The organism is Streptomyces subrutilus (genome assembly GCF_008704535.1).
Lineage (GTDB): Bacteria > Actinomycetota > Actinomycetes > Streptomycetales > Streptomycetaceae > Streptomyces > Streptomyces subrutilus.
This window is the reverse complement of the sequence record NZ_CP023701.1, coordinates 7145170-7172076: the sequence shown is the minus strand read 5'-3', so window position 1 is coordinate 7172076 and position 26907 is coordinate 7145170. Positions and strand designations below refer to the sequence as shown.

General features: G+C 69.6%; 17 protein-coding genes and 4 pseudogenes. 9 read left to right on the top strand and 12 right to left on the bottom strand.

What is annotated here, in order from left to right:
- The first annotated feature begins 183 nt into the window (after positions 1–183).
- Both CP968_RS32055 and CP968_RS32050 read left to right on the top strand, forming a co-directional pair.
- A complete protein-coding gene (locus CP968_RS32055; protein WP_229886431.1) occupies positions 184–5496 on the top strand; it encodes an RHS repeat domain-containing protein in 5313 nt (1770 codons plus the stop codon).
- Between the two features lie 14 nt (positions 5497–5510).
- Positions 5511–6173 (top strand): hypothetical protein, encoded by a 663-nt coding sequence (locus CP968_RS32050; RefSeq protein ID WP_150521309.1) that lies wholly within the window; start codon positions 5511–5513, stop codon positions 6171–6173.
- Between the two features lie 461 nt (positions 6174–6634).
- Here the strand turns inward: CP968_RS32050 and CP968_RS32045 are convergent, their stop codons facing one another.
- From CP968_RS32045 to CP968_RS32035, 3 genes are all read right to left on the bottom strand, one after another.
- Entirely contained in the window at positions 6635–7492 is an 858-nt protein-coding gene (locus CP968_RS32045) for an IS5 family transposase (RefSeq protein ID WP_150521308.1), read from the bottom strand.
- Positions 7493–7564: 72 nt separating this feature from the next.
- A complete protein-coding gene (locus CP968_RS32040) occupies positions 7565–7975 on the bottom strand; it encodes a hypothetical protein (RefSeq protein ID WP_150521307.1) in 411 nt (136 codons plus the stop codon).
- A 2-nt stretch (positions 7976–7977) separates the two neighbouring features.
- Positions 7978–8451, bottom strand: a complete 474-nt coding sequence (locus tag CP968_RS32035) for a DUF6192 family protein (RefSeq protein WP_189828917.1) — start codon at positions 8449–8451, stop codon at positions 7978–7980.
- A 43-nt stretch (positions 8452–8494) separates the two neighbouring features.
- Between CP968_RS32035 and CP968_RS32030 the strand changes: the two are divergent.
- Positions 8495–9702: pseudogene (locus tag CP968_RS32030) on the top strand (IS3 family transposase).
- A 762-nt stretch (positions 9703–10464) separates the two neighbouring features.
- On the opposite strand, the gene CP968_RS32025 reads toward CP968_RS32030, so the two are convergent.
- Together CP968_RS32025 and CP968_RS32020 are read right to left on the bottom strand one after the other, a co-directional pair.
- Positions 10465–11451, bottom strand: a complete 987-nt coding sequence (locus tag CP968_RS32025) for a YhgE/Pip domain-containing protein (RefSeq protein WP_189829206.1) — start codon at positions 11449–11451, stop codon at positions 10465–10467.
- Positions 11452–11713: 262 nt separating this feature from the next.
- A complete protein-coding gene (locus tag CP968_RS32020; protein WP_208836001.1) occupies positions 11714–12880 on the bottom strand; it encodes a serine hydrolase domain-containing protein in 1167 nt (388 codons plus the stop codon).
- A 217-nt stretch (positions 12881–13097) separates the two neighbouring features.
- Here CP968_RS32020 and CP968_RS32015 point away from each other — a divergent pair, with 217 nt between their 5' ends.
- A complete protein-coding gene (locus tag CP968_RS32015; protein ID WP_229886955.1) occupies positions 13098–13871 on the top strand; it encodes a TetR/AcrR family transcriptional regulator in 774 nt (257 codons plus the stop codon).
- A gap of 489 nt (positions 13872–14360) precedes the next feature.
- A complete protein-coding gene (locus CP968_RS32010; RefSeq protein WP_208836000.1) occupies positions 14361–15776 on the top strand; it encodes a DHA2 family efflux MFS transporter permease subunit in 1416 nt (471 codons plus the stop codon).
- Positions 15777–15865: 89 nt separating this feature from the next.
- Here the strand turns inward: CP968_RS32010 and CP968_RS32005 are convergent.
- From CP968_RS32005 to CP968_RS31985, 5 genes and pseudogenes are all read right to left on the bottom strand, one after another.
- Positions 15866–16762: pseudogene (locus CP968_RS32005) on the bottom strand (IS5 family transposase).
- Positions 16763–16783: 21 nt separating this feature from the next.
- A pseudogene (locus tag CP968_RS32000) lies at positions 16784–17211 on the bottom strand (RacP protein).
- Positions 17212–17215: 4 nt separating this feature from the next.
- Positions 17216–17644, bottom strand: a pseudogene (locus CP968_RS31995) (DUF6192 family protein); the annotation flags it as partial.
- A 307-nt stretch (positions 17645–17951) separates the two neighbouring features.
- Positions 17952–19919 (bottom strand): ATP-binding cassette domain-containing protein, encoded by a 1968-nt coding sequence (locus CP968_RS31990; RefSeq protein ID WP_150521305.1) that lies wholly within the window; start codon positions 19917–19919, stop codon positions 17952–17954.
- A 68-nt stretch (positions 19920–19987) separates the two neighbouring features.
- Positions 19988–21274, bottom strand: a complete 1287-nt coding sequence (locus tag CP968_RS31985) for a helix-turn-helix domain-containing protein (protein ID WP_150521304.1) — start codon at positions 21272–21274, stop codon at positions 19988–19990.
- 325 nt (positions 21275–21599) lie between these two features.
- Here CP968_RS31985 and CP968_RS31980 point away from each other — a divergent pair, with 325 nt between their 5' ends.
- The gene (locus tag CP968_RS31980) at positions 21600–22730 is read left to right on the top strand and encodes a methyltransferase domain-containing protein (protein ID WP_150521303.1); all 1131 of its coding nucleotides are present in this window, start codon (positions 21600–21602) and stop codon (positions 22728–22730) included.
- A gap of 81 nt (positions 22731–22811) precedes the next feature.
- Here CP968_RS31980 and CP968_RS31975 read toward each other — a convergent pair whose 3' ends face one another.
- A complete protein-coding gene (locus tag CP968_RS31975; protein ID WP_150522251.1) occupies positions 22812–23033 on the bottom strand; it encodes a DUF397 domain-containing protein in 222 nt (73 codons plus the stop codon).
- Positions 23034–23040: 7 nt separating this feature from the next.
- Entirely contained in the window at positions 23041–23943 is a 903-nt protein-coding gene (locus CP968_RS31970; protein WP_150521302.1) for a DUF5753 domain-containing protein, read from the bottom strand.
- A gap of 307 nt (positions 23944–24250) precedes the next feature.
- Here CP968_RS31970 and CP968_RS31965 point away from each other — a divergent pair, with 307 nt between their 5' ends.
- The 3 genes from CP968_RS31965 (at position 24251) to CP968_RS31955 (ending at position 26566) form a co-directional block, all read left to right on the top strand.
- The gene (locus tag CP968_RS31965; RefSeq protein WP_229886954.1) at positions 24251–24745 is read left to right on the top strand and encodes an ATP-binding protein; all 495 of its coding nucleotides are present in this window, start codon (positions 24251–24253) and stop codon (positions 24743–24745) included.
- Positions 24746–24985: 240 nt separating this feature from the next.
- Positions 24986–25378 carry a DUF6415 family natural product biosynthesis protein gene (locus tag CP968_RS31960; RefSeq protein ID WP_150521301.1) on the top strand — a complete coding sequence of 131 codons (393 nt, stop codon included), beginning with the start codon at positions 24986–24988 and terminating at the stop codon, positions 25376–25378.
- 66 nt (positions 25379–25444) lie between these two features.
- Complete coding sequence (locus tag CP968_RS31955; RefSeq protein ID WP_150521300.1) at positions 25445–26566, top strand: DUF5999 family protein; 1122 nt, start codon at positions 25445–25447, stop codon at positions 26564–26566.
- The last annotated feature ends 341 nt before the right edge of the window (positions 26567–26907 follow it).

The following is a 26907-nucleotide window of genomic DNA, read 5'->3' as shown; positions in this document are numbered from 1 at the left end:
CTTCAAGGTCGACTCCAGCGCCCCGAAGGCCCCGGCCGTCACCTTCGGCAGCCCCTACAGTGCCTGCACCAGCACGGCCTGCGTCGCGGCCGGAAAGCCTGGCACTCCCGGCCAGTTCACGTTCACGCCGGCGAGCGGCGACACCGTCACGGCCTTCCAGTACAAGCTGTCCACGGACACTGCGTGGACCGAGATCGCCGGTTCGAACCCGACCGTCTCGATCACTCCGCCGGTGTCGGGGACGATGAAGCTCAGCGTGAAGGCCAAGGATTCCGTGGGCCGCTGGGGCGCGACGAAGATCGTCGACTTCCCGGCTACACCAAGGGCTCCGTCTTCTCCGCGCGCTCCGAGGTCCAGGCCTGGCGCTGGAACCTCGACCTGGTCCAGGACGTCCACGGCAACGCCTCCACCTACTGGTACACGGCCGAGACCAACAACTATGCCAAGAACGCCGACAAGACCAAGCTCGCGTCGTACACCCGCGGTGGCTACCTCAACGAGATCCGCTACGGCCAGCGCGCCGACACCCTCTTCAGCGGGACGGCATCGCACAAGGTCGTCCTCGACTACAAGGAGCGCTGCTTCGCCACGAGCTGCGACGACCTGACCAAGGACTCGTCGGACGACTGGCCCGACGTCCCCTTCGAGGGAATCTGCTCGGCGAGCGAGACCGACTGCCGGGCACTCGCCCCGGACTTCTTCACCCGCAAGCGCATGAGCAGCATCGGCACGTATGCCTGGTCCACTGCGCTCGAACCCGACGGCTACGCGCCCGTCGACGTCTACGACCTCACCCAGGAGTACCTTGACCCGGGCGACCTCGGCGACACCAGTGACCAGAGCCTGGTCCTGAAGTCCATCAAGCGGACCGGCAAGAACGGCGGGAAGGTCGAGGTGCCGCCGGTGGACTTCACCTATCACATGCGTCCGAATCGCGTGGACGTGGACGGGGACAATGTCCTTCCGCTGAACCGCCCGCGCATCAACACGATCACTTCGGAGGCGGGTGCGATCACCACGGTGACGCTCTCGAACCCGGAATGCGTGCGCGGCACCAAGATGCCAGCGGCCGAGGACGACAACTCCCTTTCCTGCTACCCGGTGTACTGGCCCGTCAACGGCGGCGACCCCCAGCTCGACTGGTTCCACAAGTACAACGTCACGGCCGTCACCATCGCGGACCCGGCCGGGCAGAACGACCTCGTCGAGAACGCGTACGAGTACGCGAGCCCGGCCTGGCACCACAACGACGACCCGCTGACCCCCGAGGACGAGCGCACCTGGTCCGACTGGCGTGGCTACGGCAAGGTCACCGCGTTCAGTGGTGCCGTCGGCAAGACCCGCTCCACGACCGTCAAGGTCTTCATGCAGGGCATGCGCGGGGACAAGCGCAGGGGCACGACCGACACCCGCACCAACACGGTCGTGGCCGTCCCGGTCGCGGGCCTGACGATCCCCGCTATCAACGACGACGACCAGTACGCCGGCTTCCAACGCCAGCAGATCGCTTACGACGGCGCCAAAGCCCTCGCAGTCACCGTCTCCGACCCCTGGAGCAAGGAGACCGCGAACCGGCAGGCGTCGTACGGGAACGCCAAGGCCTACTACGTCGCCACGGCGACGGAGCAGTCCCACACCCTCCTCACCGCCTCCAACACCTGGCGCACCACCCGCACCGACACCGTGTACGACGACGCCTACGGCATGAAGACGCAGACCTCCTCGCAAGGTGACACGGCCAAGACGGGCGACGAGACCTGCACGCGCGTCTGGTACGCCCGCAACGACGCGAAGGGGATCACGTCCCTCACCTCGCGGACCCGTACCGTCGGCGCCCTGTGCTCCGCCACCGACGACAAGCTGAGCCTGCCGGCCGCCTCGGCGACCCGCGGCGACGTACTCGCGGACACGGCCACCGTGTACGACGACACCGCCGCCACGGCCTGGACGGCGAACCAGACCCCGACCCTCGGCCTGCCCACCTGGACCGGGCGTGCCCAGTCCTACCCGGCGGCGTCCGGTTCCGCGGACCGCAACCCGGCCGGCACCGCCGGCTGGCGGACAACCTCCCGGACCGTGTACGACACGGCGGCGGCCAAGCTCGGCCGTCCGCTGACCACCATCGACGCGGCCGGCAACTCGACGACCACCGCGTACACGCCCGCCGCGGCCGGTCCGCTGCAGGTCGCCGTGGTCACCTCGCCCCAGCTCACCTCCAACGGCCAGCAGTACAAGTCGTACACCTACACCGACCTGCGCGGTTCCGTGGTGCGCTCTGTCGAGGCCAACATGGCCTCCACGTACAACACCTACGACGCCCTCGGCCGGATCACGGCCACCTGGCTGCCCAACCGCGGCCAGTCCCAGACTCCGAACCTGAAGTACGGGTATCTGCTGGAGCGCGGCAAGCAGCCGTGGACCTCGAAGGGCACCCTGGCCGCCGACGGCGGCTACACGACCGTCTACTCGATCGCCGACGCCCTGCTGCGGCCGCTGCAGACCCAGAGCCAGTCGCCGAACGGCGGCCGGATCCTGACGGACACCCGCTACGACTCGCGCGGTCTGGTCTACGAGTCGTACGCGGACATCTGGGACAAGGACAAGGCTCCGGAAGGTACGTACGTCCGGGCCGAACACGGCAGCACCCCCGCCCAGACCCAGACCGTCTTCGACGGCCTCGGCCGTCCCACGGTCGTGGACCTGCTGGTCTACGGTGCGAAGAAGCAGACCACCACCACCGGCTACACCGGTGACTCGACAGCCAGGACGGCGGTCCAGGGCGGCACGGCAACCCGTACGATCACCGACGCGCTCGGCCGGACGACGGAGGTACGGACCTACGGCGGCACCACGCCCAACGACCCGGCCTACGGCGGCACCACGCCCGCCACCCCGTACACCAGCGTGAGCCACACCTACACCAAGGACGGCAAGGAGGACACGGTCACCGGTCCCGACGGCGCGAAGTGGACGTACGGCTACGACCTCTTCGGGCGGACCGTGACAACGACCGACCCCGACAAGGGGAAGAACACCACCACGTACACCGTCCTGGACCAGATCGCGACCACCAAGGACGCGCGCAACACGACCCTCGAGTACGGCTACGACGAGATGGGCCGCAAGACCGGTCTCTGGACGTCCCCGAAGTCCGACGCCAACAAGCTCGCGGCATGGACGTACGACACCGTCCGCAAGGGCTCACCGTCCCAGTCCATCCGCTACGTGGGCGGTTCAAACGGCAAGGCCTACACCAGGTCCGTCACCGCCTATGACGCCCTCGGTCGTCCGTCGACGACCCGCCTCACCCTCCCGTCCGACGACCCGCTGGTCACCTCGGGCACCATAGCCGCCACCACCGACCACACGGAGACCTACCGCCTCGACGGCACGCCCAACACCACCGTCTCCCCCGCGGCCGGCGGCTTGCCCGCCGAGACCCTCCAGGTGAGCTACCACGACTCCGGTCTCCCGAAGGGCATCTCCGGCACCACCGACTACGTCCAGAACATGGCGTACTCGCCCACCAGCCAGATCGAGCAGCTCACCCTGGCCCGTTCGGCTGCCGCCGGCGTGCGCAAGACGTTCATCGGGAACACCTACGAGGAGGGCACCGGCCGTTTGCTGAAGTCCACGGTCAACGACCAGACGCACCAGGGAATGCTGCAGGAGCTGACCTACACGTACGACCAGGCCGGCAACGTCCTGTCGATCTTCGACTCGGCCCCGCTCAGCGGCTTCACCCAGGCCGACAACCAGTGCTTCTCCTACGACGGCCAGCGCCGCCTGACCGAGGCCTGGACCCCGAAGACCGCGGACTGCGCCCTCTCCGGGCGCACCGCCGCCAACCTGGGCGGCGCGGCACCGTACTGGAACAGCTACACCTACACCGCGTCCGGCCAGCGGGCCACGGAGAAGACCAACACCGGTACCCCGACCACCCGCACGTACTGCTACGAACCGGCGCGCCCGCACGCGCTGGCTGCCACCACCACCGGCGGCACCTGCGCCGGCGTCACCCCGCAGTACACCTACGACGCCACCGGCAACACCACCAAGCGTGCCGAAACCCCCGGCAGCGCCCCATCCCAGGCCCTGGTGTGGGGCACGGAGGGCAAGCTCGGCAACGTGACCGAGGGCGCCTCCGCCACCGACTACGTCTACGACGCGGACGGCGAGCTCCTCATCCGCCGCGACGCGGCCGGTGAGACGGTCCTCTACACCGCCTCCACCGAGGTCCACCTCAAGGGCACCAAGAAGTGGGCCACCCGCTCCTACACCATCGCGGGCATCAAGGTCGCGGTCGTGACCAACGAATCCGGGACCGCCAGGCTGTCGTTCACGGCCGGCGACCACCACAGCACCACTTCCCTGGTGATCTCCGCGGACGACGCTCAGACGGTGGCCAAGCGGTACACCGCCCCGTTCGGCGCGGCACGCGGTTCCGCCGCGGCTAACTGGCCTGATGACAAACGGTTCCTCGACAAGTCCGAGGACACCGCCACGAGCCTGACCCATGTCGGGGCGCGTGAGTACGACGCTGCCCTGGGCCAGTTCCTCAGCGTCGACCCGGTACTGAGCCTCGACCAGCACCAGTCCCTCAACGGCTACGGATACGCGAACAACAGCCCGGTCACCTCCAGCGACCCGACCGGTCTCGAGAGCTGCGGCAGCGCCGGCTACTGCGGGGGCGGCGGCTGGACCAACGGCAAGCACATCGAGGACATGCCGGAGGACGAGGTCAAGGAGCACTACGACGAGAACTCCGTCTACGACGATGCCTACGACGAGATGCACGGCGGCACGGAGGACGGAGGGCAGAGCTTCACGACGTACATGGACCCGGGCCCGAACCGCGGCATCATTATGATCCGCTACTACATCCACACCTACGACGCCATGTCGATGATCCCGAAGTTCCCCATGCTGCTGGGTGACAACCGTGGCGCGACCGACGACCCGAAGGCCGCCTACCGGATGGTCCTGTGGTGGGACACCGCAACCGGCGAGGTCGTCTTCAACGTGGCCCCGTCCCACACCATGCCGGGCAAGCGCACCATCTCCTCGTACACGACCGGCGGCGCCCCGATGGAGGTGGACGTGGCCTCCCAGATGGTCCCGGCCCTCCCCATCCTCTTCCAGCACAGCGCGTTCAGGACTCTGACCGGCAAGAACGTCCTCCAGGACCATGGCTCCAAGCCGGAGTCACTCGACGTGAGCGTGCACGGTGTGCAGCCGGTCATGTGGGTGGGGTCGGTCGACAACTGGCTGAGCGTCAAGACCTCCAAGGACTCCGTCACCGTGAGCCGCACGGGCAACGCGTATCCGGACATGGAGGTCGTGCAGTACCAGCCCGGTCACGGGGCTAAGTGGATCGCCAAGGACTCCATGGCCCACACCAGCGGCTATGACGCTCCCGATGGTCTCGACGGTCTCTTCTACAAGGACCGTGACCACCGGACGTGGGTTAATGGCACCTGCACAAGGGACTGCTGAATGAGGAGGCCGTCATGAGCACGGGAAAATGGCTGTGGGCCTGCTTGCGGCGCTACGTCCTGACCGTCGGCATCGGCTGGGTGGCGGCGGCGCTGGTGCTGCCCCTCCTGGGCGACGATCCCTTCTGGGAAGCGCTCGGCGCGGGGTTGGGGGTAGGGCTGATCGTGGTGCCGCTCCTGACGGCCGTGACCATGCTCGTGCTCACCCTGCTGGCCGGTCGGCGGTTCGAACCGCCGACCGGCGGTCCCTCGCGGATCCAGGGAGGCTGGCTGATCGTGCTGCCCCTGCTCCTGTTGCTGCCCGTGGCCCTGCTCGCGCCGCTGCAATACCTGATGGTGCTCGGCGCGCAGCTCGTCTACCTGGTGTGGGTACTGCCCTGCCAGGACGCCAACGACACGGCGGACGTACTGCGCTCGCTCACCGATCCCGCTGTCCCCGCGCCGGAGCGGGCCAGGATGGCACGGGCGGTCGCGGGTCTGCACGGCAGGCCGGTCCTCGAAGCGCTGGTACAGACTTCGGCCGACGCGGAGCCGGAGGTCGCCGAGGCGGGCCTGGAGACCCTCTGCGCCATCTGGCGGCGCGACGGGGTCGTCGGCGAGGACCTGCTGCTGAAGCTCGAGCCGCAGGCCCAGGACCGCGTCCGGGCCCTTGGCGTGACGGTGCGCAGCCCTTGGTGAGGGCCGCGGCGACCGACCGCGCATGACAGGGGCCCTGCCCTCCCGAGTGACATCGGGAGGGCAGGGCCCCTGCCCGTCCCGGGGTCACGGCGTGCTCGAGTGAATACGAGATCGGCATCACATGCGGCGCCCGTGGCAGGAACTCCCGCTTCAGCGGGTACCTGGTGCGAGCGGAGACGGGGCGGGTCAGTGGCCACACGGGAGCGGGCCCGGCGCGCGGACCGGCCGGTGCCGCGCCCCCACGGGGAGGAGATCGCGGTCGAGGGCGATCGTAGTAGAGGCGGGCGGCTGTCAATCTGGGCGCGGGAGGCGAGCTGCTCGGCCAGACGGTCGTCATGAGAAGCTGTGTCACATCCTCTTTCCGCAGGTCACAGGGTATGAGGGGTGATCGTGATCCAGTTCGCCGTTCGGTTGGGCGTCGATGGGCGCCGTTCCGAACGGCAATGGCAACGGGCTGGCCTTCAGGCAACGGCGAGGGTGGCCGGCAGCGCTTCGGTCTGGCGGCGAGGGCGGGTCAGACGGCGCGACATGAGCGTGATGAACGCCCATTGGATGTGGGCTTCCGCGTGGGCCATCAGTCGCTCGTAGTCCCTCACGTTGCGGCGGGCCCGCATCGTCCACGAGTTACTCCGCTCGACTACCCACCTCTTCGGGAGCAAGACGAAGCCTTTGGCGTCCTTGGGGCGGGGCACGACCTTGATGGTGATGCCGAGGGTGTTCTGGGCCCAGGCGTGGAACTCCTCGCCTCCGTAGCCATTGTCGGCCCAGACCAGAACAACTTCGGGGTGGTCGGCGTGGAGGCGGGTGAGTAGGATGCGGGCCGCGTCGCGGTCTTGGACGTCGGCGGGGGTGACGAGCAGGTCGACGAGTAGCCCGTCCTGGTCAACGACGAGATGCCGTTTTCGCCCGTTGATGTGTTTGTTCGCGTCGTATCCGCGTGTTGCCTGGGACACGGTCTCCGCGCCTTTGACGGACTGCGAGTCCACGATCACCCGGACCGGCCAGGGACACCGCCTGCGGCGCAGCCGCAACCGGCGCCGGAGTTGGTCGAGGATGTGCCGCAGGACGTCGGCCTTCGCCCAGCGTGTGAAATACCCGAACACTGTGCGCCAGGGGATGCCGAAATCGGCGGGCAGCGCGCGCCATTTGGCTCCGTTGTCGGTGATGTAGCGGATCGCGTCGATCACGCGTCGGCGGGGCCACTTCTCCGGGGCACCGCCTTGGGGAGTCTGGCAGGCGGGAGTGGGCAGGAGCTGTTCCAGGAGGGCCCATTCGAGGTCGCTGGTGTCGGAGGGGTAGCGGTAGCGCGGTAGCGGCATGACGGGGTGCCGGGCCGCGACGTGAAGCGGGTGCCAGCTGCGGGTGGTCGCGGCCCGTTGCCCTTCGGGGGTCTACTCCAGGTTGGCGAGGAGGTGCAGGGTGGACTCGATCGCGCCCATCTGCGCCATGACCGTTCGGATGTAGGGGTCGTCGGGCTTCTTCTTCTGGTGGGGCAGGAGGATCCCGGCGATGAAGTTGGCGACCCGGTGATGGACGGACTCGAAGAACACCCGCTCGTAGCCAGTCCAGACCTCCGGCGCGTCGTCCAGCATCCGGTAGCCCCACCTCTTGTCCCAGGTCACCGGCGCGAGCCCCTTCGCCGCGGAGACCTGGCGCAGGTGCGCGAGCCCGGTGTGGACCTGCGCGCGGGTGCGCTCGGTGGCCGTCATCAGCTGCAGGACGGTCAGGCCGGCGGGACGGGCCTCCAGCAGCGCGGAAAGGATGGCCTCGGCGTGGACGTGAGCGGGAACGCACCGCCCCATCGCTACTCACCCGAGCCCTTCAGCAGCTTCTGAAGCTGCTCGTCCAGGTCGACCTCGCCGCGGGTGACCGCGTTCTCGATCCAGTCCGCCGACGCCCGCACCCGCGCAAGACCGAGCAGGATCGTCTCGCGTTCGGCGTCGTCGTAAGGCTCGCCCCGCAGGTTCGGCACGACCCTGCCGGCGGTGACCGTGAACTGCGTACAGACCGCGACCAGGTCCATGAACTGGGTGCTGTGTTCCATGTGTCGTAGCTGGTCCAACTGCGGGGCGGCTTCCTCCTGCCCGTACTGGACCTGCTGGCGGAACCGGTCGAACTGCGCCTCGTTCACGGCGTGCCTGGCGGTGTCGTCGCCCATCGCCTTCGAGGCGACAGCCGGGCGGCGCAGGAAATCGGCGACCACCCGCGCGGCCACCTGGTCGTCGCCGGCCAGGTCGTGGATCGCGTCCACCGGACCTTGACCCCGGATTTTGGACACCGGAGAGACTTGGATCTTGATGGTCCAGGAGAACGGAGTCCCCGTGGGGATGAAGCACTACCCCGCCGAGTTCAAGGCGGACGCGGTCGCGCTGTACCGGTCGAGGCCGGGAGCGACGATCAAGTCGGTCGCCGCTGATCTCGGGGTGAACACCGAGACGCTGCGGAACTGGATCCGGGCCGCCGACGGCCGCCGACCTGGCGCCCACTCCGCACCGCCGGCCACTTCGCAGGCCGTCGACGACGGCGTCCGGGCGGAGCTGGCCGCCGCCCGCAAGAGGATCCGCGAGCTCGAGGAAGAACGGGATATTCTCCGCAAGGCGGCCCGGTAACGACGGAGACGCGCTGGTGAACCGCTACCAGTTCGTTGACGATCACCAGCGCCGTCACGGCGTGAAGCGGCTCTGCACCATCCTCGGCCTGGCCCGCTCGAGCTTCTACTACCGGCGTCGCACCGCGGCCGCAAGAGCGGCCAGGCAATACGTCGAGGCCGGGCTCGCGGCCCGGATACGCAAGATCCACCAGGACTCCGACGGCACCTACGGAGCCCCCAGAATCACCGCGGAACTCCGCGACGAGGAGGGTCCGATGGTCAACCACAAGCGGGTCGCCAGGATCATGCGGACCATCGGGCTCGAGGGAGTCCGGTTGCGCCGCCGGCACCGCACCACCGTCGCGGACCAGGCCGCGGCGAAGGCACCGGACCTGATCGGCCGTGACTTCACCGCATCCGACGTCAACAGAAAATACGTCGGCGACATTACATACCTGCCGGTCAGCGGCGCGAAGCCGCTCTACCTCGCGACCGTCATCGACCTCGCCTCACGCCGGCTGGCCGGGTGGGCGATCGCCGACCACATGCGAACCGAGCTCGTCATCGACGCCCTGACGGCAGCCCGAGCGGACCCGTGGAAACCTGGCCGGAGCGATCATGCACACGGACCACGGATCTCAATATTCGAGCAGGGCATTCGCTGAAATCTGCAGGTCAGCCGGGGTCCGGCAGAGCATGGGCGCGATCGGATCCAGCGCCGACAACGCCGCCGCGGAAAGCTTCAACGCCGCCTTCAAGAGGGAGACGCTCAAAGGCCGCAAAGGCTGGTCGAGCGAGCGCGAGGCCAGGCTCGACGCGTTCCGCTGGCTGAACCGATACAACACCCGCCGTCGGCACTCCCGCCTCGGCCACCGGTCCCCGATCGCCTACGAGAACGCCGTCCAAGCAGCAGCAACTACCCTGACCCAAACCGCATAGACGTGTTCAAAATCCGGGGTCAAGGCCCGTCGGCCGCATCGAAATCCTGTGACCGGTCAAGTGGCTCGTTACCCGGGACGGTCATTTTCACCGTCACATCGTCAGCACCCTCATGATGTCGAGATGGCGGCCCGAGTTCGGTGCGATTGGAGGCTCCGGCCGTTCCTTGCGATGCCCAGCCGGTGCGGCGAGGACACCGTACGAGCGCGTCTACGATGAGCCCTCGCTACGCGTCCAGCGGCCACGACCGTCTGCCCGTTGTTGCCGGTGTGGCTGCGCTGCCGCGCCCCCACAGCCTGCAGTCGTGGTGCTGCGGCCTGTCTGGTCGCTCTTGTTCCGCCCGAGCTGCGTGCACGTGTTCCGCCTGCCGCCCGCCCTGCCAGACCAGGCCGCGGTCGTGCCGCCCGCTCGCGCGGCCTGGTCTGGGCCGGGTGGTGCTACGGCCGCTGGGGAGCGTCCATCGGCCCGTTCCGTTCGCACCGTGCCCGCATGCCCGGCCGCTGCCTGTGTCCCGCCCACCGCTCGTCCGTGCGGCCGCTCCTGCCGCTTGAAGTCGTGCTGCTGCTACCGGTCCGGTCAGCCCGGGTTTTCGCCCGCGCCTCGCCTGCCGCCCGCGTTGCTTGCAACCCGCACGCACTTCACTTCGACTACTCAGAGTGAAATATCAACTGGCTGTCTTGGGGGAAATGCTGTATGTCGGTGGTCGCCGAGTCTCGGGGAACCGCGGCGGCTGCGCATGGGGGAATCTGTGCGATGAGCGGCTCAGCGCGAGACTGCCGAGGGTGTTCGGCGCGGAGATGGCGACCGCCCTTCTTGCGGGGAGCGTGCCTCACGTTTGTAGACGACGGCCGCGCTGACAACGGTCCACAGGGTCAAGTTGATGATGCCCGACACCAGTCCGTCGGACTCGAAGTGCGACATGCCTTGGACCGCGCGGACCGCGGCGCCCACCGGCAGGATGTCCGAGAGGGGGTTGAGCCATGTGGGCAGGTAGTGCGGTGGCATGCTGCCACCGCTCGTGCTGTTGCCCAAGGTCAGCAGGAGCACGGAGGCCACCGGTGTGCCGATGGCCGGGCCGAGGAGCCGGGTGAGTGCCATCGTCGCGCCGCCGGCGGCGGCCCCGAGAAGGGCCACGACCCCCGCGATTCCCAGGAACGGGCCGGGAAGGGCGTCGAAACCCGGGCTTCCGGTCAGCAGGGCGACCATCGTTCCGGCGACGGCTCCGAAGAGCCCCAGGCTGGCCATGCGCCAGTGGAACCGCAGGCGCGGAGCAGTTTGATAGGTGGCCGTACCGAAGAGGAAACCGGAGAGCACCACACCGAAGGAGGCGTAGAAGACCGACATGCTGCGAGTGTCTCCGGCGGGCGCGGGCACTACGTCTTGCCGGCCGAGGGCATCACCTCGTGCCGAGGCGACATCAGCGAACGCGTCGCCTGCCGTCGCAGTGACCGACGGGCCGTTGGCACCCGCGTAGAGCATTTCCGCGGAGCCTCCTGTGCCGGTGACGTAGGCCGCGTAGATCGAGCGGTTCTTCAGCGCGCCGCGTGCGGCCCCCTCGGTGGCGAGGCGCCGTACCTGGAATCCGTCGACCATGCTCCGATCCAGGTCGTCGGCTATCTGCCGGGCCTGCTGCGGGGTGCCGACCACGGCAACCGGCAGGTCGCGCGGCGTGGGGGCGTGGAAGGCGGCGAGATAGACGCTCACGAAGACGGTGCCGGTGGCCACTACGGTGACCAGGGGCAGCAGCACGGCCCTGAGCAGGTTTGCTGTTCGTGACCGCGGGGGCTGCGGGGTGCCACGGTCCCGACGCGGTCGGATCCGTGGCGTGGTCACCAACGGGGAGGTGGCCGCCCGCGGCGGAGGGGATGAGGGCATGACCGGACCTGACTTGTCGTTGAGCACGGAACATCGAGATCTCTACGCACGACGCCCCGATCCCCCCTTCCCGCGACGGGCTTGCCCCGCCCGAGGGGCCGCCGGTCTGTGTCGCCACGGGCGGGGGCCATCGGATCTACTGGGCTCGGTCGCTCCAGAGCGCGTCGATGAGGGCGGTGCAGCGCTCTCCGAGCCCCGCGCCGTTGTCGAGGTGGTTGGGGCTGTAGGCGAAGGCGAGGCGCGCCTCCGGGTCGGCGATTCCCAGAGCGCCTCCGAGTCCCGGATGGCCGAAGGCCCGCCGGCCGGGCCAGGGAACCGTTGTCTCGTCCGGAAGGACGAAGCCCGCACCGTAGCGCGTGTACATGCCAGTCATCGGGCAGATGTCCTCCCAGCTCGGCGTACGGGCCTGGTCGATCAGTTCGCGAGAGATGAGACGGACGCCGTCCAGTTCGCCCGATTCGGCAAGCGCGGCGTAGACGCGCGCGACGGCCCGCGCGTTGCCCTGCCCGTTGGCCGAGGGGAACCGGGCCATGAGGTAGTCGGGGTCGTTGCTCGGGTTCGCCCGGAGGTCCGCGGGGCGGGGGCGGATGCGCCATGCGCGGTGCAGAGGGGTGCCCGGTGTCGCCATCTGATCGAGGAGCGTCTGGTCGAGGGGGGCGCTTATCTTGGCCGTTCGAGGGAAATCCGCGCGGCGAAGACCGAAGCGGTAGTCGACTCCCAGCGGACCGGCGACCTCGTCGTCGAAGAACGTCTCCAGGGGGCGCCCGTCGACGCGGCGGACGAGTTCACCAAGCAGGAATCCCGCGCTCATCGTGTGGTAGGCACCCTTGGTGCCCGGTTCCCATTCGGGAGCCTGGCTCTCGAAAGAGCGGATCATGGTGTCCCAGTCGAAGCCGGAACCGTCCGGCGCCGCGTCGGCGAACAACAGGGCCGCCTTGGACTGCAGCAGGGTCCGCACGGTGATCTCGGCCTTGCCCGCCTGGGCGAACTCCGGCCAGTAGGACGCGACGGCTTCGTCCAGATCCAGCTGTCCCCGATCGGCGAGCATGAGGACGCACAGGGCGGCCATGCCCTTGCCCACGGACATCATGCCCACGATGGTGTCGCGGTGCCAGGGCGTCTGGGACTCGGGGTCGGCCAAACCGCCCCAGAGGTCCACGACCTTGCGCCCGTTGCTGTACACGCAGACTGCTGCGCCCATCTCGCCACGGGTGCGGAAGTTCGCCTCAAAAGCGTCGCGCACCCGCTCGAATCCGGGCTCGAACTCGCCGCACACCACGGCTTCGGAGCCGATGCCGACCATCGAAGGACTGTCTGTCCGTGCGGAAGCAGGGGGGAACACAGCCATCACACCTTTCGAGGAGAATGAAGAGAGGCAGGCTCGACTGCCATGCCACGGGGAAGACCCGAGGGTCCAGCACGCCCCGAACCCTTCAGAACCTTGGTACTCCATTACAGTGAACACTGAACCATGTGTCAAGTTTAGGTGGGGGTGCACGATGGTGCCCGAAGATGTGGTAATGGCAGCTATCCGCGCTGCCCAGATGCGCGGCGTTCCCGTGGCCGACGTCCCCTTGGTCGCCGTGGCGGCGGAGGCGGGCATCTCCCGCAGCACACTGCTGCGCCGCATCGGGGGGAGCCGCACGGCCCTCGACGATGCGGTTCGCGCGGCAGGGGTCGACCCCGGGGGGCAGGCGTCGGTGCGGGAACGCGCCATCGAGGCCACCGCGCGGCTGCTCGGAAGTGACGGCCTGAGGGCTGTGACTCTGGAACGAGTGGCCGATGGGGCCCAGTGCTCCGTTCACAGCCTCTACGCTGCGTTCGGAGGCCGTGACGCACTGCTGTACGCCGTCTACGAGCAGTACAGCCCCGATGTCGACGTGGACACCGTCCTTGAGGCCCCCCAGCAAGGTCTGGAGGAAACCGTGAGAAGCGTCTTCCGCATCGTGGCGGATGCCTTCCAGCGTGAGCCCCGTGTCCTGCCGGCCGTCATTGCCGACGCCCTGGCCCGACCAGGCGATCCGGCGGCTCAGGCCGTCTACCAGAAGGCCCTCAGCACCATGGTCGAGAACGTCGGCAGGTGGATCACGGCAGAGATCGCCGCTGGTCGCCTCCGCGACCTTCCCCTGCTGCCGCTGGTCCAGCAGATGATCGGCCCCGTCTTCAGCTACTTCCTGCTGAGTCCCATCTACGAGCGGTTCAACCAGGTCAGCCTCCCGAACCCGGAAGACGCCATCGAAACCTTCACCGAGGCGTTCCTTCGCGCGGCGGCGATTCCGGCTCCCGAAGCCTGAGGCCGGAGGGACTGACGGTATTTGCCCGTCGTTTTACTGGCGACTGTGTCCAGAACGTATTGGGAAAGTGGAAATACCCTTCGAAACTGACTTTTAGGCGTGCCCAAAGTTTGTACGGTCCGAGCTGAGGGGATTCTCTGGGTGCGTTTTCGGGCTCGCAATGAAGCCTGCATGACAACTCCGGGCGCATGGGGATCCCAATGGAGCCGGCACCGAGTTGCCTCGTGATGATTGGTCGAGGCGAGGGCAGGATGTGCCTGGCCTCCCCGGGTGGACCGGCCGATCGGGGATGCCTGGTGTCGGTGTCGGCTGTGAAGAGCAAAGGGATGCCGATCCAGGTGTTCGGTGTGTTGTCGAGTCTTTGGAGCCCTCCTGTGCGAATCGAAGTGTGTGTGAGCGCCATCGCCCGTGACGGGCTTTCGTTCCCCGCTTCGGTTTCCGGCGCCGTTTGGTGCGGCCGGGGCGGGCGTGCCAAGGACACGACTGAAATTGCACCGCCTGCTTCGTAACCTCACGTCTTCCGGCTCGCCCGCGAGCCCTCAGACAGCGCTGTACGCGCTGTGCGTCAGCTTCTTCATGATCTGCCTGGACGCCACGGTCGTGAACGTGGCCGTCCCCGACATCCAAGCCTCGCTCGGGGCGTCCCTCAGCGAGGCCGTCTGGGTCAACAGCGCCTACGCCCTCTGCTACGCCGTGCCGCTGATCCTCGCGGGCCGGCTCGGCGACCGCTACGGCCCCAAGCGGATCTTCCTGACCGGCCTGGCCGGATTCACTGTGGCCTCGCTGGCCTGTGCACTCGCCCCGAGCCCTGAGGCGCTGATCGCGGCACGGGCCCTCCAGGGTCTGACCGCCGCGCTGATCGCGCCCCAGACCATGTCGATGATCGTGCACATGTTCCCCGCCGAGCGCCGCGGCAAGGCGCTTGGGGTGTGGGGTGCGGTCGGCGGTGCGGCGATGGCCGCGGGCCCCGTGATCGGTGGGCTGCTGATCACGTGGACCGGATGGCGCGGCATCTTCCTGGTCAACATCCCCGTCGGGATCCTCGGCTGGATCGCGGCAGCCCGGCTGCTGCCAGACTGGCGGCCCGCCAAGGAGCACCGTCTCGACCTGTGGGGTATCGCGCTCAGCGGCCTGGGGCTGACTGCGCTGGTCTTCGGTGTGCAGAGCGGTGAGGCGTACGACTGGGGCACGGTTGCCGGACCGGTGGCGATCCCCTTGATCCTGGTCTTCGGCTTCCTGTGTCTGGCGGTGTTCGTGTGGTGGCAGCACCACAACACCCGCGAGCCGCTCCTGCCGCTGCGGCTCTTCCACAACCGGAACTTCTCCGCCGCCTCCGTCGCGGGCGGTGCCATGGGAGCCGCCATGGGCGGACTGTTCCTGCCGTTGATGATCTACCTGCAGAGCGACCTCGGCTACAGCCCGCTGGCAGCTGGCGCCGCCACCGTCCCGATGTTCGCCCTGTCCTCCCTGTGCGCGCGTCTGGCCGGGAAATGGTCCGACACCACAAGTCCCCGCGCCCTCGCGGCCCTGGGCTTCGCCCTGCTCATCGTGGGCACCGCCACTCTCGCCTGGCTGCTGCACCCCGGAATCAGCCTCTGGGTGCTGATGCCGTCACTCCTCGTGGCCGGTAGCGGGGTCGGCCTGGTCTCGGCCCCGCTTGCCGGGATCGCCACCCGGACCCTGGAGCCATCCCTGGTCGGCGCGGCCTCAGGAGTCTTCAATACCACCCGGCAACTCGGCGGAGCACTCGGCAGCGCCGCCACCGGCGTCCTCCTCCAGGCACACGTCGGCGACACCCCCACTACCGCCACCCAAGCGGCGCTGGACTTCCCCGTGGCCATGCTCCTGATCGGACTCGCCTGCTGCGCCGTCGTCCGGCCGGTCCCCAAGACCCATACTGTCTGAGGAAGCCCGACAGGCACCGAGGTTTTTCCGTTTCAGCGGTCCCGTCATGGCGGGACCGCTTCCCACTGCGGTCGCGGCAGAGACCGCAGTCAGGCCCGGGCGTGTTCGCGTGAGAGAGGCTGGGCCGCCCGGCGGGACTGGCGTCGTGTGATGCGCCTGGTCATCAGCGTGATTGCGGCCCAGGTGATCAGGGTTTCGGAGTGCTGGACGAGGCGTTCGTAGCGCGTGCGTGCGTGCCGGCGGGCGTGCATGACCCAGGCGGCCGATCTCTCGACCACCCACCGCCGGGGCAGGACGACGAAGCCCACCGCGTCCTTGGGCCGACTCACCGTCTTCACCGTCAGGTTGAGGTACTTCTTCGCCAGGTCACCAGCTGTCCGGCGTAGGCGGAGTCGGCCCAGACGATCGTGATCTCCGGGTGCATCAACCGTAGCCGGAACAGCACCTCTTTCGCGGCGTCGTGGTCGGTCACGTCGGCCGGAGTGACCATGACGAACAGCGGCAGGCCCTTGGTGTCGACGACAAGGGTGGCGCTTGCGGCCGTTGATTTTCTTCGCGGCGTCGTAGCCGCGTGAGTCGCGGCCGACGGTTTCGGCGGCTTTGACGGACTGGGAGTCGATGATGGTGGCGACCGCGCCGGGTGCCCGGCCCATGTCTCGGCGGACACGTTTGCGGAGCTGGTCGCGGATCTGTCCGATGACGCCGGCGGCGGCCCAGCGGGCCATGAAGTTGTAGCAGGTCCGCCAAGGCGGGAAGTCCTTCGGCAGGGCCCTCCACTTGCATCCGGTGTCCACGACGTACCGGATCGCGTCCACGATCTCCCGCCGCGGATGCCTCTCCGGCCGGCCCCCTCGCGGGGTCTCACAGGCGGGAACGGGCAGCAGAGGTTCGATCAGGGCCCACTCGTCATCGAAGGTGTCCGAGGGGTAGCAGCGCCGCCGGGCCAATGGTTTTCCCCTCCCTTCGTGAGGCAGGTCCGGCCGCATCGCGGCCGGACCTGCCCGTTTTCATGCGTCGGCGTAGTCGGCGATGATGTCGAGGGTGGATTCGACGGAGTTGAGCTGGGTGTGCAGGTGCCGGATCCACCGGCCCTTGGGCTGCAGGAAGGTGTGCGGGGCGACGACGCCGGTGATGACCGGCGGATCTCGGTGAGCTTCTCGCGGACGACCGCTACCTCGTACGCCTGGAGCTCGTGCGGGTCGGAGCAGAACCGGTAGCCGTCCGGCCTGGTCCAGATCAGCGGGGGCCATCCCCGCTCGGCGACGGTGTCCCACAGACAGGCCAGTCCCGCGCGGGCCTGGGAGGGTGAGAGTTCGCAGGAGCGGACCAGTTGACCGAAGGCCAGACCGGCCGGGCGGGCCTCGAAGAGGATGATGCGGACGGTGTCGGCATGCGGCTCGGCCGCGGCCGAACGGCGCCGGATGGCGCGCGGCATCCCCCTACTCGCCCTGGAGCAAGCGGGCGAGTTTGCCGTCGACGTCGACCTTTCCGGTGTCCACGGCGGTTTCGATCCAGTCCAGCGTCGCCCTGACGCGGGCGATGTTCTCGTGGACGATCACGCGTTCGTCCTCGTCGAGCTGCCGGTCCCGCAGCCCGGGCACGACGCGGCCGGAGGCGGCGACGAAGGCGTGGCAGGCGGTGATCAGGTCCAGGAACTCCACCGTCCGGTCGATCCGCTTCACGGCTGGAGCGGCAGGGCTGGACTGCTCGAAGTGCTCACGCGCCTGCCGTCCGCGTTCGACCTGGGCGTGATTGACCTGGTGGCGGGCTGTGTCGTCCGACATCGCCTTGAACGCGACGGCCGGCCTGCGCAACAGACCCGTGGTGACGGTCGCCGCGACGTTTTCGTCGCGGGTCAGTTCCTCGACGGGCCCTGCCGGCGCACCACGTACCGTTGTTCGCCGACCAGGCACTCCCAGGTTCCGGGTTCGCCCTCGGCCAGCTCTACAAGGCTGCGAATCCCGCTCCAGGGGGCCGGGCCCGGTGGAGTGTTCCTCGTCGGCGTACGCCTCGAACGCGCGGCGGGCCAGCAGTGTGAACCGGTGCGGTTTGCCGACCGGCCCGCATAGCGGGTACGTGAGGACGTAGGTGCCGTCCGTTTCGGTGGTCTCGGGGATCAGGCCGTTGACGGGCTCCAGGGCGGGGTCCTTGGTGGCCGTCGGCTCATCGTGATCCTCATGCCCTTCGTGTTGCTGCTGGAGTGTATGCGCGGGCCTGGGTGGTCCACATGGTCGCGTACTCGCCGCCTGCGGCCAGGAGGCTGTCGTGGTTGCCTTCTTCGATAATGCGGCCGTGGTCGAGGACGATGATGCGGTCCGCGTGCTGGGTGGAGCCGAGGCGGTGGGTGATGAGGATGACGGTCCGGTCGGCGGCGAGTTCGCGGATGCGGTCGTAGGCGGCCTGCTCGGCTCGGGGGTCCAGTGCACTGGTGGGTTCGTCGCAGATCAGCAGGGGTGCGTTCGTGCGGGCGTAGGCGCGGGCTGCGGCGATGCGCTGCCACTGGCCGCCGGAGAGGTCGCGGCCGCCGGACTGGGCAGGGCGGATGGGGGTGTCGAGGCCGTCGGGCAGGGAGTCGATGACCTCGGTGGCGCCGCCGGCGCGGGCCGCGGCGAGGACGGCGGCGTCGCTCTGGTCGCCTTGGCCGAGGGTGACGTTCTCGCGGAGGGTGGCCTGCCAGCGGGCGATGTCCTGGGGCAGCATCGCGAGGCGGGAGTACAGCTCGTCGGGGTCGACGGTGGCGAGGTCGGTGGTGTCCCAGGTGACGGCCCCGCTGGTAGGGGCGTAGAGCCCGGCGAGGAGTTTGGCCAGGGTCGACTTGCCGGCGCCGTTGTGGCCGACGATGGCGAGGATCTCTCCCCGGCGGACGGTCAGGGAGATGTCGGTGAGGACGGGCGTGGACGCGCCCGCGTACGTGAAGGCGACGCGGTCGGCGCGGATGACCACCGGGTTCGCGGGAACCGGCGCGGGGGCGGCCGGGAGCGTGGTGCGGGCTGTGGCGTCCGCGAGGAAGGCGGACCAGTCCTCCAGGTAGAGGCCCATGCGGTAGGTGGTGGTCAGGCCGGTGGCCATGCCGGTCAGCAGGGCGCGGCTGGTCTGGACGGCGATGAGGGCGGTTGCGGCGTCCGCGGTGGGAATCCGGCCGTGGACGGTCAGCCACAGCAGGGCGCCGTAGACGGCGAGGGTGGCGGCGCCGGCGAGGGTGTCGCCTGCGAGCTGGCGGCGGGCGGTGTCGGCGCCGATGCGGGCGGTGTGCTGCTCCAGGCGGCGGCTGACGGTCTGGTACTGGGAGAGGAGCCAGGGCCGCATGGTGCCGGCGCGGACGTCGAGGGCGGTGCTGCGGCCGGCGGCGAGGTACATGAGGATGTGGCGGGTGCGGCGGTCGCCGACGGCGTGCCGGTCGGCGCGGTGGGCGGCCTGGGCGGCGCGGGCGGCGGCCCAGGCGCGGGGCAGGACCGCGAGGAGCAACAGCGGCAGCAGCAGCGGGTCGAGGGCGGCGAGGATTCCGGCGGCGGCGGTGATGCCGAGCGCGGCGCCGGTGAGGGCGACGAGGGATTCGACGAGGGTGTGGGCGTCCTTGGCGGCGCGGTTGGCGGCGTCGCCGTGGTCGCACCAGGCGGTGTCGTCGTAGGCGGCGAGGGGGACGCGGGTGGCGGCGTCGAGGTAGGCGAGTTCGGCGCGGCCGTCGACGCGCGGGCCGAGGCGGGCGGTCGTCGCGACGGTCGCGGCGGACGTCAGGGAGCGGGCGGCGGCGACGGCGGCCAGGGCCAGCAGGGCGAGTTCGGCGCGGTCGAGGCGGTCCAGGGGCGCGCCGGCGGCGAACAGCGCGGCGAGGGCGGTCCGGGTCATGTGCAGCGCCGCGGCGGTGAGCGCGCCGGCGGCGAGTTGGAGGCCGACCAGGCGCAGCAGGGCGGTGCGGTCGGCCCGCCAGGCCAAGGACAGGGTGATCCGCATCAGGCGGGGCAGGGTGCGGGCCATCGTGAGCAGGCCGTCGGCACGGTCCTCGTGGCGTTCGCTGCCGAGTGTCCACGCGGGGAGCGGTTCGGGGGCCGGTCGCCGTCGGCGGCGCAGCCGGTTGCCGAGCCGCTCCCCGAGGGGCGCGCGGGGGTGCGGGGCGGTCAGGGAGCGGGCTTGTGTGTCTGTCACATTCGACGCAACGGCTCACCCATACGGGGGGACACGCAAGGACCCCTGGCCCATCACGTGTTCTGGTGTTACCGGGCGGGGGTGATCATCGCTGCGAGTTCGCGGACCCCGGTGGTGTGGGGGTGGCGGCTGTGGAGTTCGGTGGCGATCTGCCGGATGGGGGGCCGGTCCCGTACCTCGGAGAGGGAGACGCGGGCGGCCTTGAGGAGTTCGGCGGCGGCCTGCTCGGGCCTGTCCCTCAGGTGCCAGGCGCGTGCGAGGTCGGTGTGCATGCGGCCCTTGCGTTCCGCGGTGGCGAACTGGCCCGGGTGCAGGCCCTTCCCGGCCTCCAGTGCGGCGCCGGCGTCGCCGAGGGACCAGTGGACGCCGACGGCGTACAGGTCGATGGCGGCCGGAGTGATGGGGAACAGACGGCCGGCCGGCGCCTGGTCGGGAAGGTCACGGGCGGCGCGGGCGGCTTCGCGGATCATGGCGAGGGCCTGGTCGCGGTCGTCGGCGATCGCCGCGGTGTACGCGGTGGACGCGAGCATCTGCGCATAGGCGGAGGCCTGGGCGTCCGTGGTCAGGCCGGTGGCCCCGACACGGGCGACAGCCGCCTGGATGTGGCGCTGCGCCGCGGTTTCCTGGCCTTGGTGGCGCAGGACGGCGGCGAGTTCGCGGGCGGCGGCCGCGGCCGCGAGGGGTGAGCCGGAGACTTCGGCGTAGGTCGCGGCCCGGTCCGCGGTCAGTCGGGACTGCCGGTACTCGCCGAGCTTGTTCAGGACGGTGGCCGCGAGGGTGTAGGCGGAGGACAGGCGGGCGTAGTCGAGGTCGCGGCGGTGGGCGGCGGCCTGGTGGTGGGCGTCGCCGAGGAGCGCGGGCAGGGTGTCCAGGAGTTCGGGGTGGCGGCCGGCGTCGAAGAGGCCCCGGGCGGTGGTGAGGCGGGCGTCGAGCGGGATGGGGGAACCGGTGGGGTCGGGGGTGAGGGCCAACGCCGCTTCCAGGCCGCCGACGAGCGAGAGGGGGGCGGCGAGGCCGACGGCGGCGATGACGGTGCGGCGGCGCATCGGGTCCTCCAGGACAGGCAACGGATCAGCAGCAACTCTAGGGCCGGGGCCAGCCCTCAGCCCTAAGGAGGCGGCCAGCAGTTCGACGGGGACGCCGATTTCGCCCGCGGCTCGCCGCAGCAGGGTGAGGTCGGCGAGGCGGCCGGATTCGAGGCGGGAGACGGTGGATGGTGAGCAGCGCAGGCGGGCGCCGAGGTCGGCTTGGCGCCAGCCGCGGGCGTGTCGTCCTGTGCGGACGAGGCCGCCGGCGTCCTGTTTCCGCACCAGGGACTGGACCGGGCCGGTGTTCCAGAGCGGGTCGGTACTCATCAGGCCCCCCGGGCGATCAGCCCACTTACGGTAACGGGTCGGATGCCCGGAGTGTAGGGCGTTTGCAGGATCTGCAAACGGTGTGCAGGGGCTGGAAACCGCTCACCTCGGGCGGTCCGCCGGTGGTCTAGTGGTGCCAGCCGCGGGAGCGGATATCAGCTCCCGGGCCGTCTGCACGACCGACCTCCAGAAGGAGCACGCCGTGGGTACGCACAGCAAACCGAGCCCCGACCCCAGCACGGGGACGCCCCCGCCCGGGAACACCGACGGGAAGGTGCCACCGCCCCCTCCCCCGACCGGCACCCGCGGGAAGTAGTCCACCTTCATGAATCTCGATGACCGTCGGCTCGCGCTGACGGAAGCCATGGACACCCAGGGCTTGTGGCCGGCGGACTCCGAGTGGGTTCGCCGCGCCATCCTGGAGACCGTTCCCCGCCATCAGTTCGCCCCCGATCGGCTGTGGAGGTGGGACGGCACCTCGTACGGGCCCGTCGACCGGGCCGCGGACCCGGAGCGCTGGGCGGATCTCGTCTACGCGCGGCCCTACGACTCGGCCGTCACGCAGGTTCTGGACGGGCTGCCCAGCTCCAGCCTGTCGTGTGTCTCCGTCGTCGCCGACATGCTCGACTCCCTGGTCCTGGAGCCCGGTCACCGCGTGCTGGAGGTCGGCGCCGGCGCGGGCTGGAACGCCGGACTCCTCGCCGCCCGCGCCGGCGCCGGGAGGGTCACCGCCGTGGAGGTGGACGAGTCCCTCGCCGCCGCGGCCCGGGAACGGCTCGATGCGGCTGGGCTCGGGGTCGCCGTGCACAGCGGCGACGGCAACGCCGGATGGCCGGCCGCAGCCCCGTACGACCGTCTGATCGCCACGTACGCCGTGGACGAGGTCCCGTGGGCGTGGATCGAGCAGACCAGACCCGGCGGCCGGATCGTGTTCCCCTGGGGCCGCCTGGGCCACTTCGCGCTCACCGTCGCCGACGACGGGAAGTCCGCCACCGGCTGGGTGCAGGGCCTGGGGATGTTCATGCCCAGCCGGGGGACCGACCAGGGCCGCCAGCACCACACCATCCGCGACACCGCGGCCGCCCGCGAGGCCACCGCCGAACGGGACCCGCGCCCGCTGGCCGACCCGACCCTGCTGTTCGCCCTCCGCGTCTCCCACCCCGACATCCGCATCACCACCGACACCGACACCGGGCAGCAGTTCACCGTCGAACTTCACGACGGCGTCGGCTCCTGGGCCACGACCACCACGAGCAGCACCGGAACGACCACGGCGCACGAAGGCGGCCCCCGTCACCTCCTGACGGAAGTCGAAGCCGGCCGACGGCACTGGGAAGAACGCGGAAGCCCGACCTTCTGGGACTTCGGCATGACCGTCACGCCCGAAGGGCAACACATCTGGATTGGCGAGGCGGAGGCTGGCGTCTACGTCGCGCCCCTGCCTCTCCAGCTATAGGGGTAACTAGACTGAGGCGTACCGCGTGGTGGCGGTTGCCCCTCACGACCCTTGAGGGGCAACCGCCACCACGCTGTGGAGCTACAGGACCGAGCTGTCCGTTCGTGCAAGGGACAGCAGCCCTGAGAATGCCGCAGAGCCCAGTGGCAGCGCGGGACCAGCTGTGTTCTTGGAGTCGCGCACGTAAATCGCGCCGTTCTGGTCGAGCACCTCGACGCAGTTGTTGCCGGTGCCGTCGCTGTATGACGACTTCTTCCAGGCGGCTGCGGGTGCGAGCCGGTAGGACGGGGTGTGAGTATTGATGACAGCACTACCTTTGCACTAGTTGTTCCAGATACTTGACGGTGTCGTCGAGGCCGAGGGCCACACCCACCATCGTTTCGAACCGACGTGTGAACCGGTTCACCTCTCGGAGCTTGTCCGACGTTGAGACGGCGCCCCAAGCGTTGTCCGTCTGGACCCGTGGCGGCAGGCCGCTCCCGAGGTCCATGACGGTGAAGTCGTGACTCGCCCGGTACCCCTGCTTGGCCGTGAGCAGCACCTGCACCGAGATGTGCTTCTCGCGGACCAGCCTGATGATCTCCTGGTACTGATCCGCCATCACATCCGGCCCGCCGTAGGGCGTCAGCAACGCTGCCTCGCCCAGTATGACGCGCAGCTTCGGCGGGTCTTCGCGTTCGAGGACGCGCTTCTTGCGTTCCATCCGAACATCGACACCGTTTTTGACGAACTCGCCCGTGGTGTCCTCCACGGGCCGGTTCACCTCGAACAAGGCGCGCGCGTAGGCGGGGGTCTGGAGGAGTCCGGCAACGATCGTCGGGTGGTAGACGAGCAGGGCTTCGGCTTCTGCCTCTAGGCCGACGAAGTGCGGCATGCCGGTCGGCATTGAGGAGCGATAGCCCGTCAGCCAGTCTTCGCTAGGTGCGTCGCGGTTGAGCTCGACCAGGGATTCCACCAGGTCTTCATCGGTGACGCCGTACCGCTTGAGAAGGATCTTGAGGTCGCCGACGTTGCGCCGGAAGTTCAGCTCTCCCTTCTCGATTCGCAGCAGCTGTGCCTCGGACAGGGTTTTGAGTCCCTTGGCAGCCACCGCTGCCTTCCGGGTCATTCCCTTGATGCGCCCGTCCTCGACTGGAGGGCAGTTCTCCCGTAGTTGCTGGAGCTGGATTCCGAGTTCGAGACGACGTCCAGTCGCCCCTCGTCGAGCCGCCACGTGTGCACCATCCCACTGTTGTTGTGCAGGTCGACTACCGCCCTGCGCAGAGTCTTACACCCCTGCGCCGTGGCCGCAGCCCCCTGTGCATGCCTCTGCATAGTCCACTTCTGATGCCGTCTGAAATTTCAGCAGCATTCTCGTTGCAAGCTAACCGGTCTTCAGGACACCGTAGTTGAGGCGAGAGCAGACCGACCCTGAGATGCAGGAAGGGCCGGTCCCCATCTCTCCTCAGGCACAGCTTCTGAGCCCCTGCGTAGACGCTGTGCGACACCTCGTACACCGCCAACCTGGACAGGTGTGGAACATGACGCAGACGATCACGCCGCTACGGGTTGAAGCGGCACCTGAGCGACCGGCCGGTCTGACTCGGCGGGACGACCTGATGCAGTGCGCCTTCGACGTGGGCGGCGTGCTCGGGGAGCCGCTGTCGGATGTCGACACCCGGCGGGTCGGCCACATGCGGATGATCGTGGCCGCCCGGCTCCGGTACCTGGGCCTCGACGCCCTGGTGGAGACCGCGGGCCAGATCGTCAGCGAGCTGGTCACCAACGCGATCCGGCACGGCGGCAACGGGTCGGTCACGCTGTCCCAGCTCGTCACCCGCGGGGAGCTCCGCCTGCTCGTACGGGACTCCGGGACCGGCCAGCCGAAGCCGGCCGATCCCGGCCTGGACGCGGAGGGCGGCCGCGGCCTGTGGATCGTGGGCCTGCTCGCCGACGAGCTCGGGGGGCAGGCCGGCTTCGCCCCCGAGACCCGCACCGCCTGGTGCTCCCTCCCCCTGCCCCACACCTGCCCGTAGCCCGCGCCCCGATCCTGGAGACACCCATGTCCGAGCCCGACCACGCCGGGTTACCCGAACCGTCGGCCTCCCCGCTCCCGGCCCGCCCGGCCGGCGCAGCCTGGCAGGCCGCGAAGAGCGGCCTCCCCTTCCCCGAGCCGCGCCCCGGGAGCATCGCGCCGACGACGCTCCCGGCGTCCCGGGCGCGGAACACGCTGGCCGGGATGTACCGCCGTACTGATGCGGGCGGGCGGACGACCGATGGGTGAGGTCCGCATCCCCGTGTGGGATGCGAGCGAGGCGACGGTGCTGCGCGTTCTCGAAGAGCTGCGGAAGTCGATTCCGACGCCTGTCCTCAACGCGGTCTTCGAGGACCTCGAAGAGGTTCTCGGCCCCGACTCCGTGCCGGACGAGGACGACGTGCCGGTCCTCACGCTCCGCATGCGCGGGCACCTGATGCGGCTGATCGGCGCCCTTCCGGAACACGAACCCCCGCCCCAGGACGTCGACGTCCTCATCACCCGCGCCCGCGCGCTGCTCGACGTGGACGTGCCCGGCGACTACCTGGGCATCAGGGTCCACCTCCGGCGCATGGCGCTCGCCGCCCTCGACTTCCTGGACCACTACGCACCCATGCCCGTGCCCACCCCCTGAGCCCCCTTCGCCGGGCGCAGCCTCACCTCCCCCCGCGCCCGGCGAAGGGCTGTCCCGAGGACCCTCATGTACCCCCTCCTCTTCCCGCGGGACCTCCGCCCGCACTGGAACGCGGTTCAACCGCCCCGCGTCTACAGCTTTCTGTTGGGCATGGTCCAGAACTACGAGTGCGACCGTGAAGCCGCCCGCTCCCTCTGCCGGGTCGCTCCCTGGATCAGGAGCGCGGCGATCATCAACCACGACTTCGCCGTCCGGTCGGTTCTGACGTCCCTGGCTCTGGGGGTGCGGCAGTTCCTCGATCTGGGGTGCGGCCTGCCGACGTGGCGCAACGTGCACGAAGTGGACCGCCGGCGGCAGTACACGACCGTGTACGTCGACCGGGACCCGGAGGTGTTCGCGCACGCGAGAACCTATCTGGAGGACAGCCCGTCTGAGACCGCCGTTTACGCCGACCTGCTCGCCATGGAGCAGCTCCTGGCCTGTGAGGCGGTGCGCTCTGCGTTCGACCCGGGCGCGCCGGTCGCGGTGCTCCTGCACGACGTGCTCCCGTGGTGCACCGACGACGCGGCCGTGCACCAGGCGTTGGCCGTCCTGCGTGCGTGGATGCCCGCCGGCAGCACCCTGTCGATCACCCACCTGACCGACCACTGGCACCGAGCCACGATGCCGGACGTCGAGCGCGCCTACGCCGACCACGGACTGCGTATCCGTCCCCGCTCCCGCGAGGCGATCGCGGCCCTGTTCGGCGACTTCGTCCAGCAGAGGCGGGGGCTGGCGGCGGTCGGTCGATGGCACAGCGAGAGCCGGCACGCCCGCAGCCCGGAAGAAAACTCCGCGGCCTTCGCCGGGATCGCGGTCAAACCCGGCCCATCCGACCGCCGTCTCCCCGCCGCTGAACGTGGCCGCGGCGGGGAGACGGCCCCCATCACCCCTCTGCGCCCCCTTCGCCGGGCACAGCCGCCCCGCCCCCCAGCGCCCGGCCTTTTCCCAAGGTTCCTCATGTGCCAGCACCAGCCCGCATGCCCGCCCGCCACAGCCCCCGACTGGGAAGCCGCGCAGCCCCTGGCCCACCACGCAGAGCAGGCCTGGAGCCTGTTGTGCAACGGGGTCCTGCTCTTCGAGGACACCGGTGCGCTGCTGCCCGACGGCCGCATCATCGCCCCGCACCGCCCCCTCGCCACGGCGTAGGGCATCCCGGCCCGCTTCGAGCCTGCCGAAGTCCGGGCCCACCCGACCGCCGTCTCCCCGCCGCTGTACCTGAGCGCGGCGGGGAGACGGTCTCCAACCCACCCACCCCGAAAGGGCTCTGCCGTGCAGTCCAGATACTCTCCCAGCCGGCCGGACCGGGACCGGGCCGTCGAAGACCGGCGAGCCGCGGAGGCCGATGTGGCGCACGCGGTCCGGCGCCACATCGCCACCCGGTGCACGCCGGGAACCCTGATCGCGGGGCAAATCGGCCGCGCGCGGACCGTGGCCGACCTCGCCAGCCGACTGGACGCGCCGACGTACTGGGTACACAGGGCGCTGAG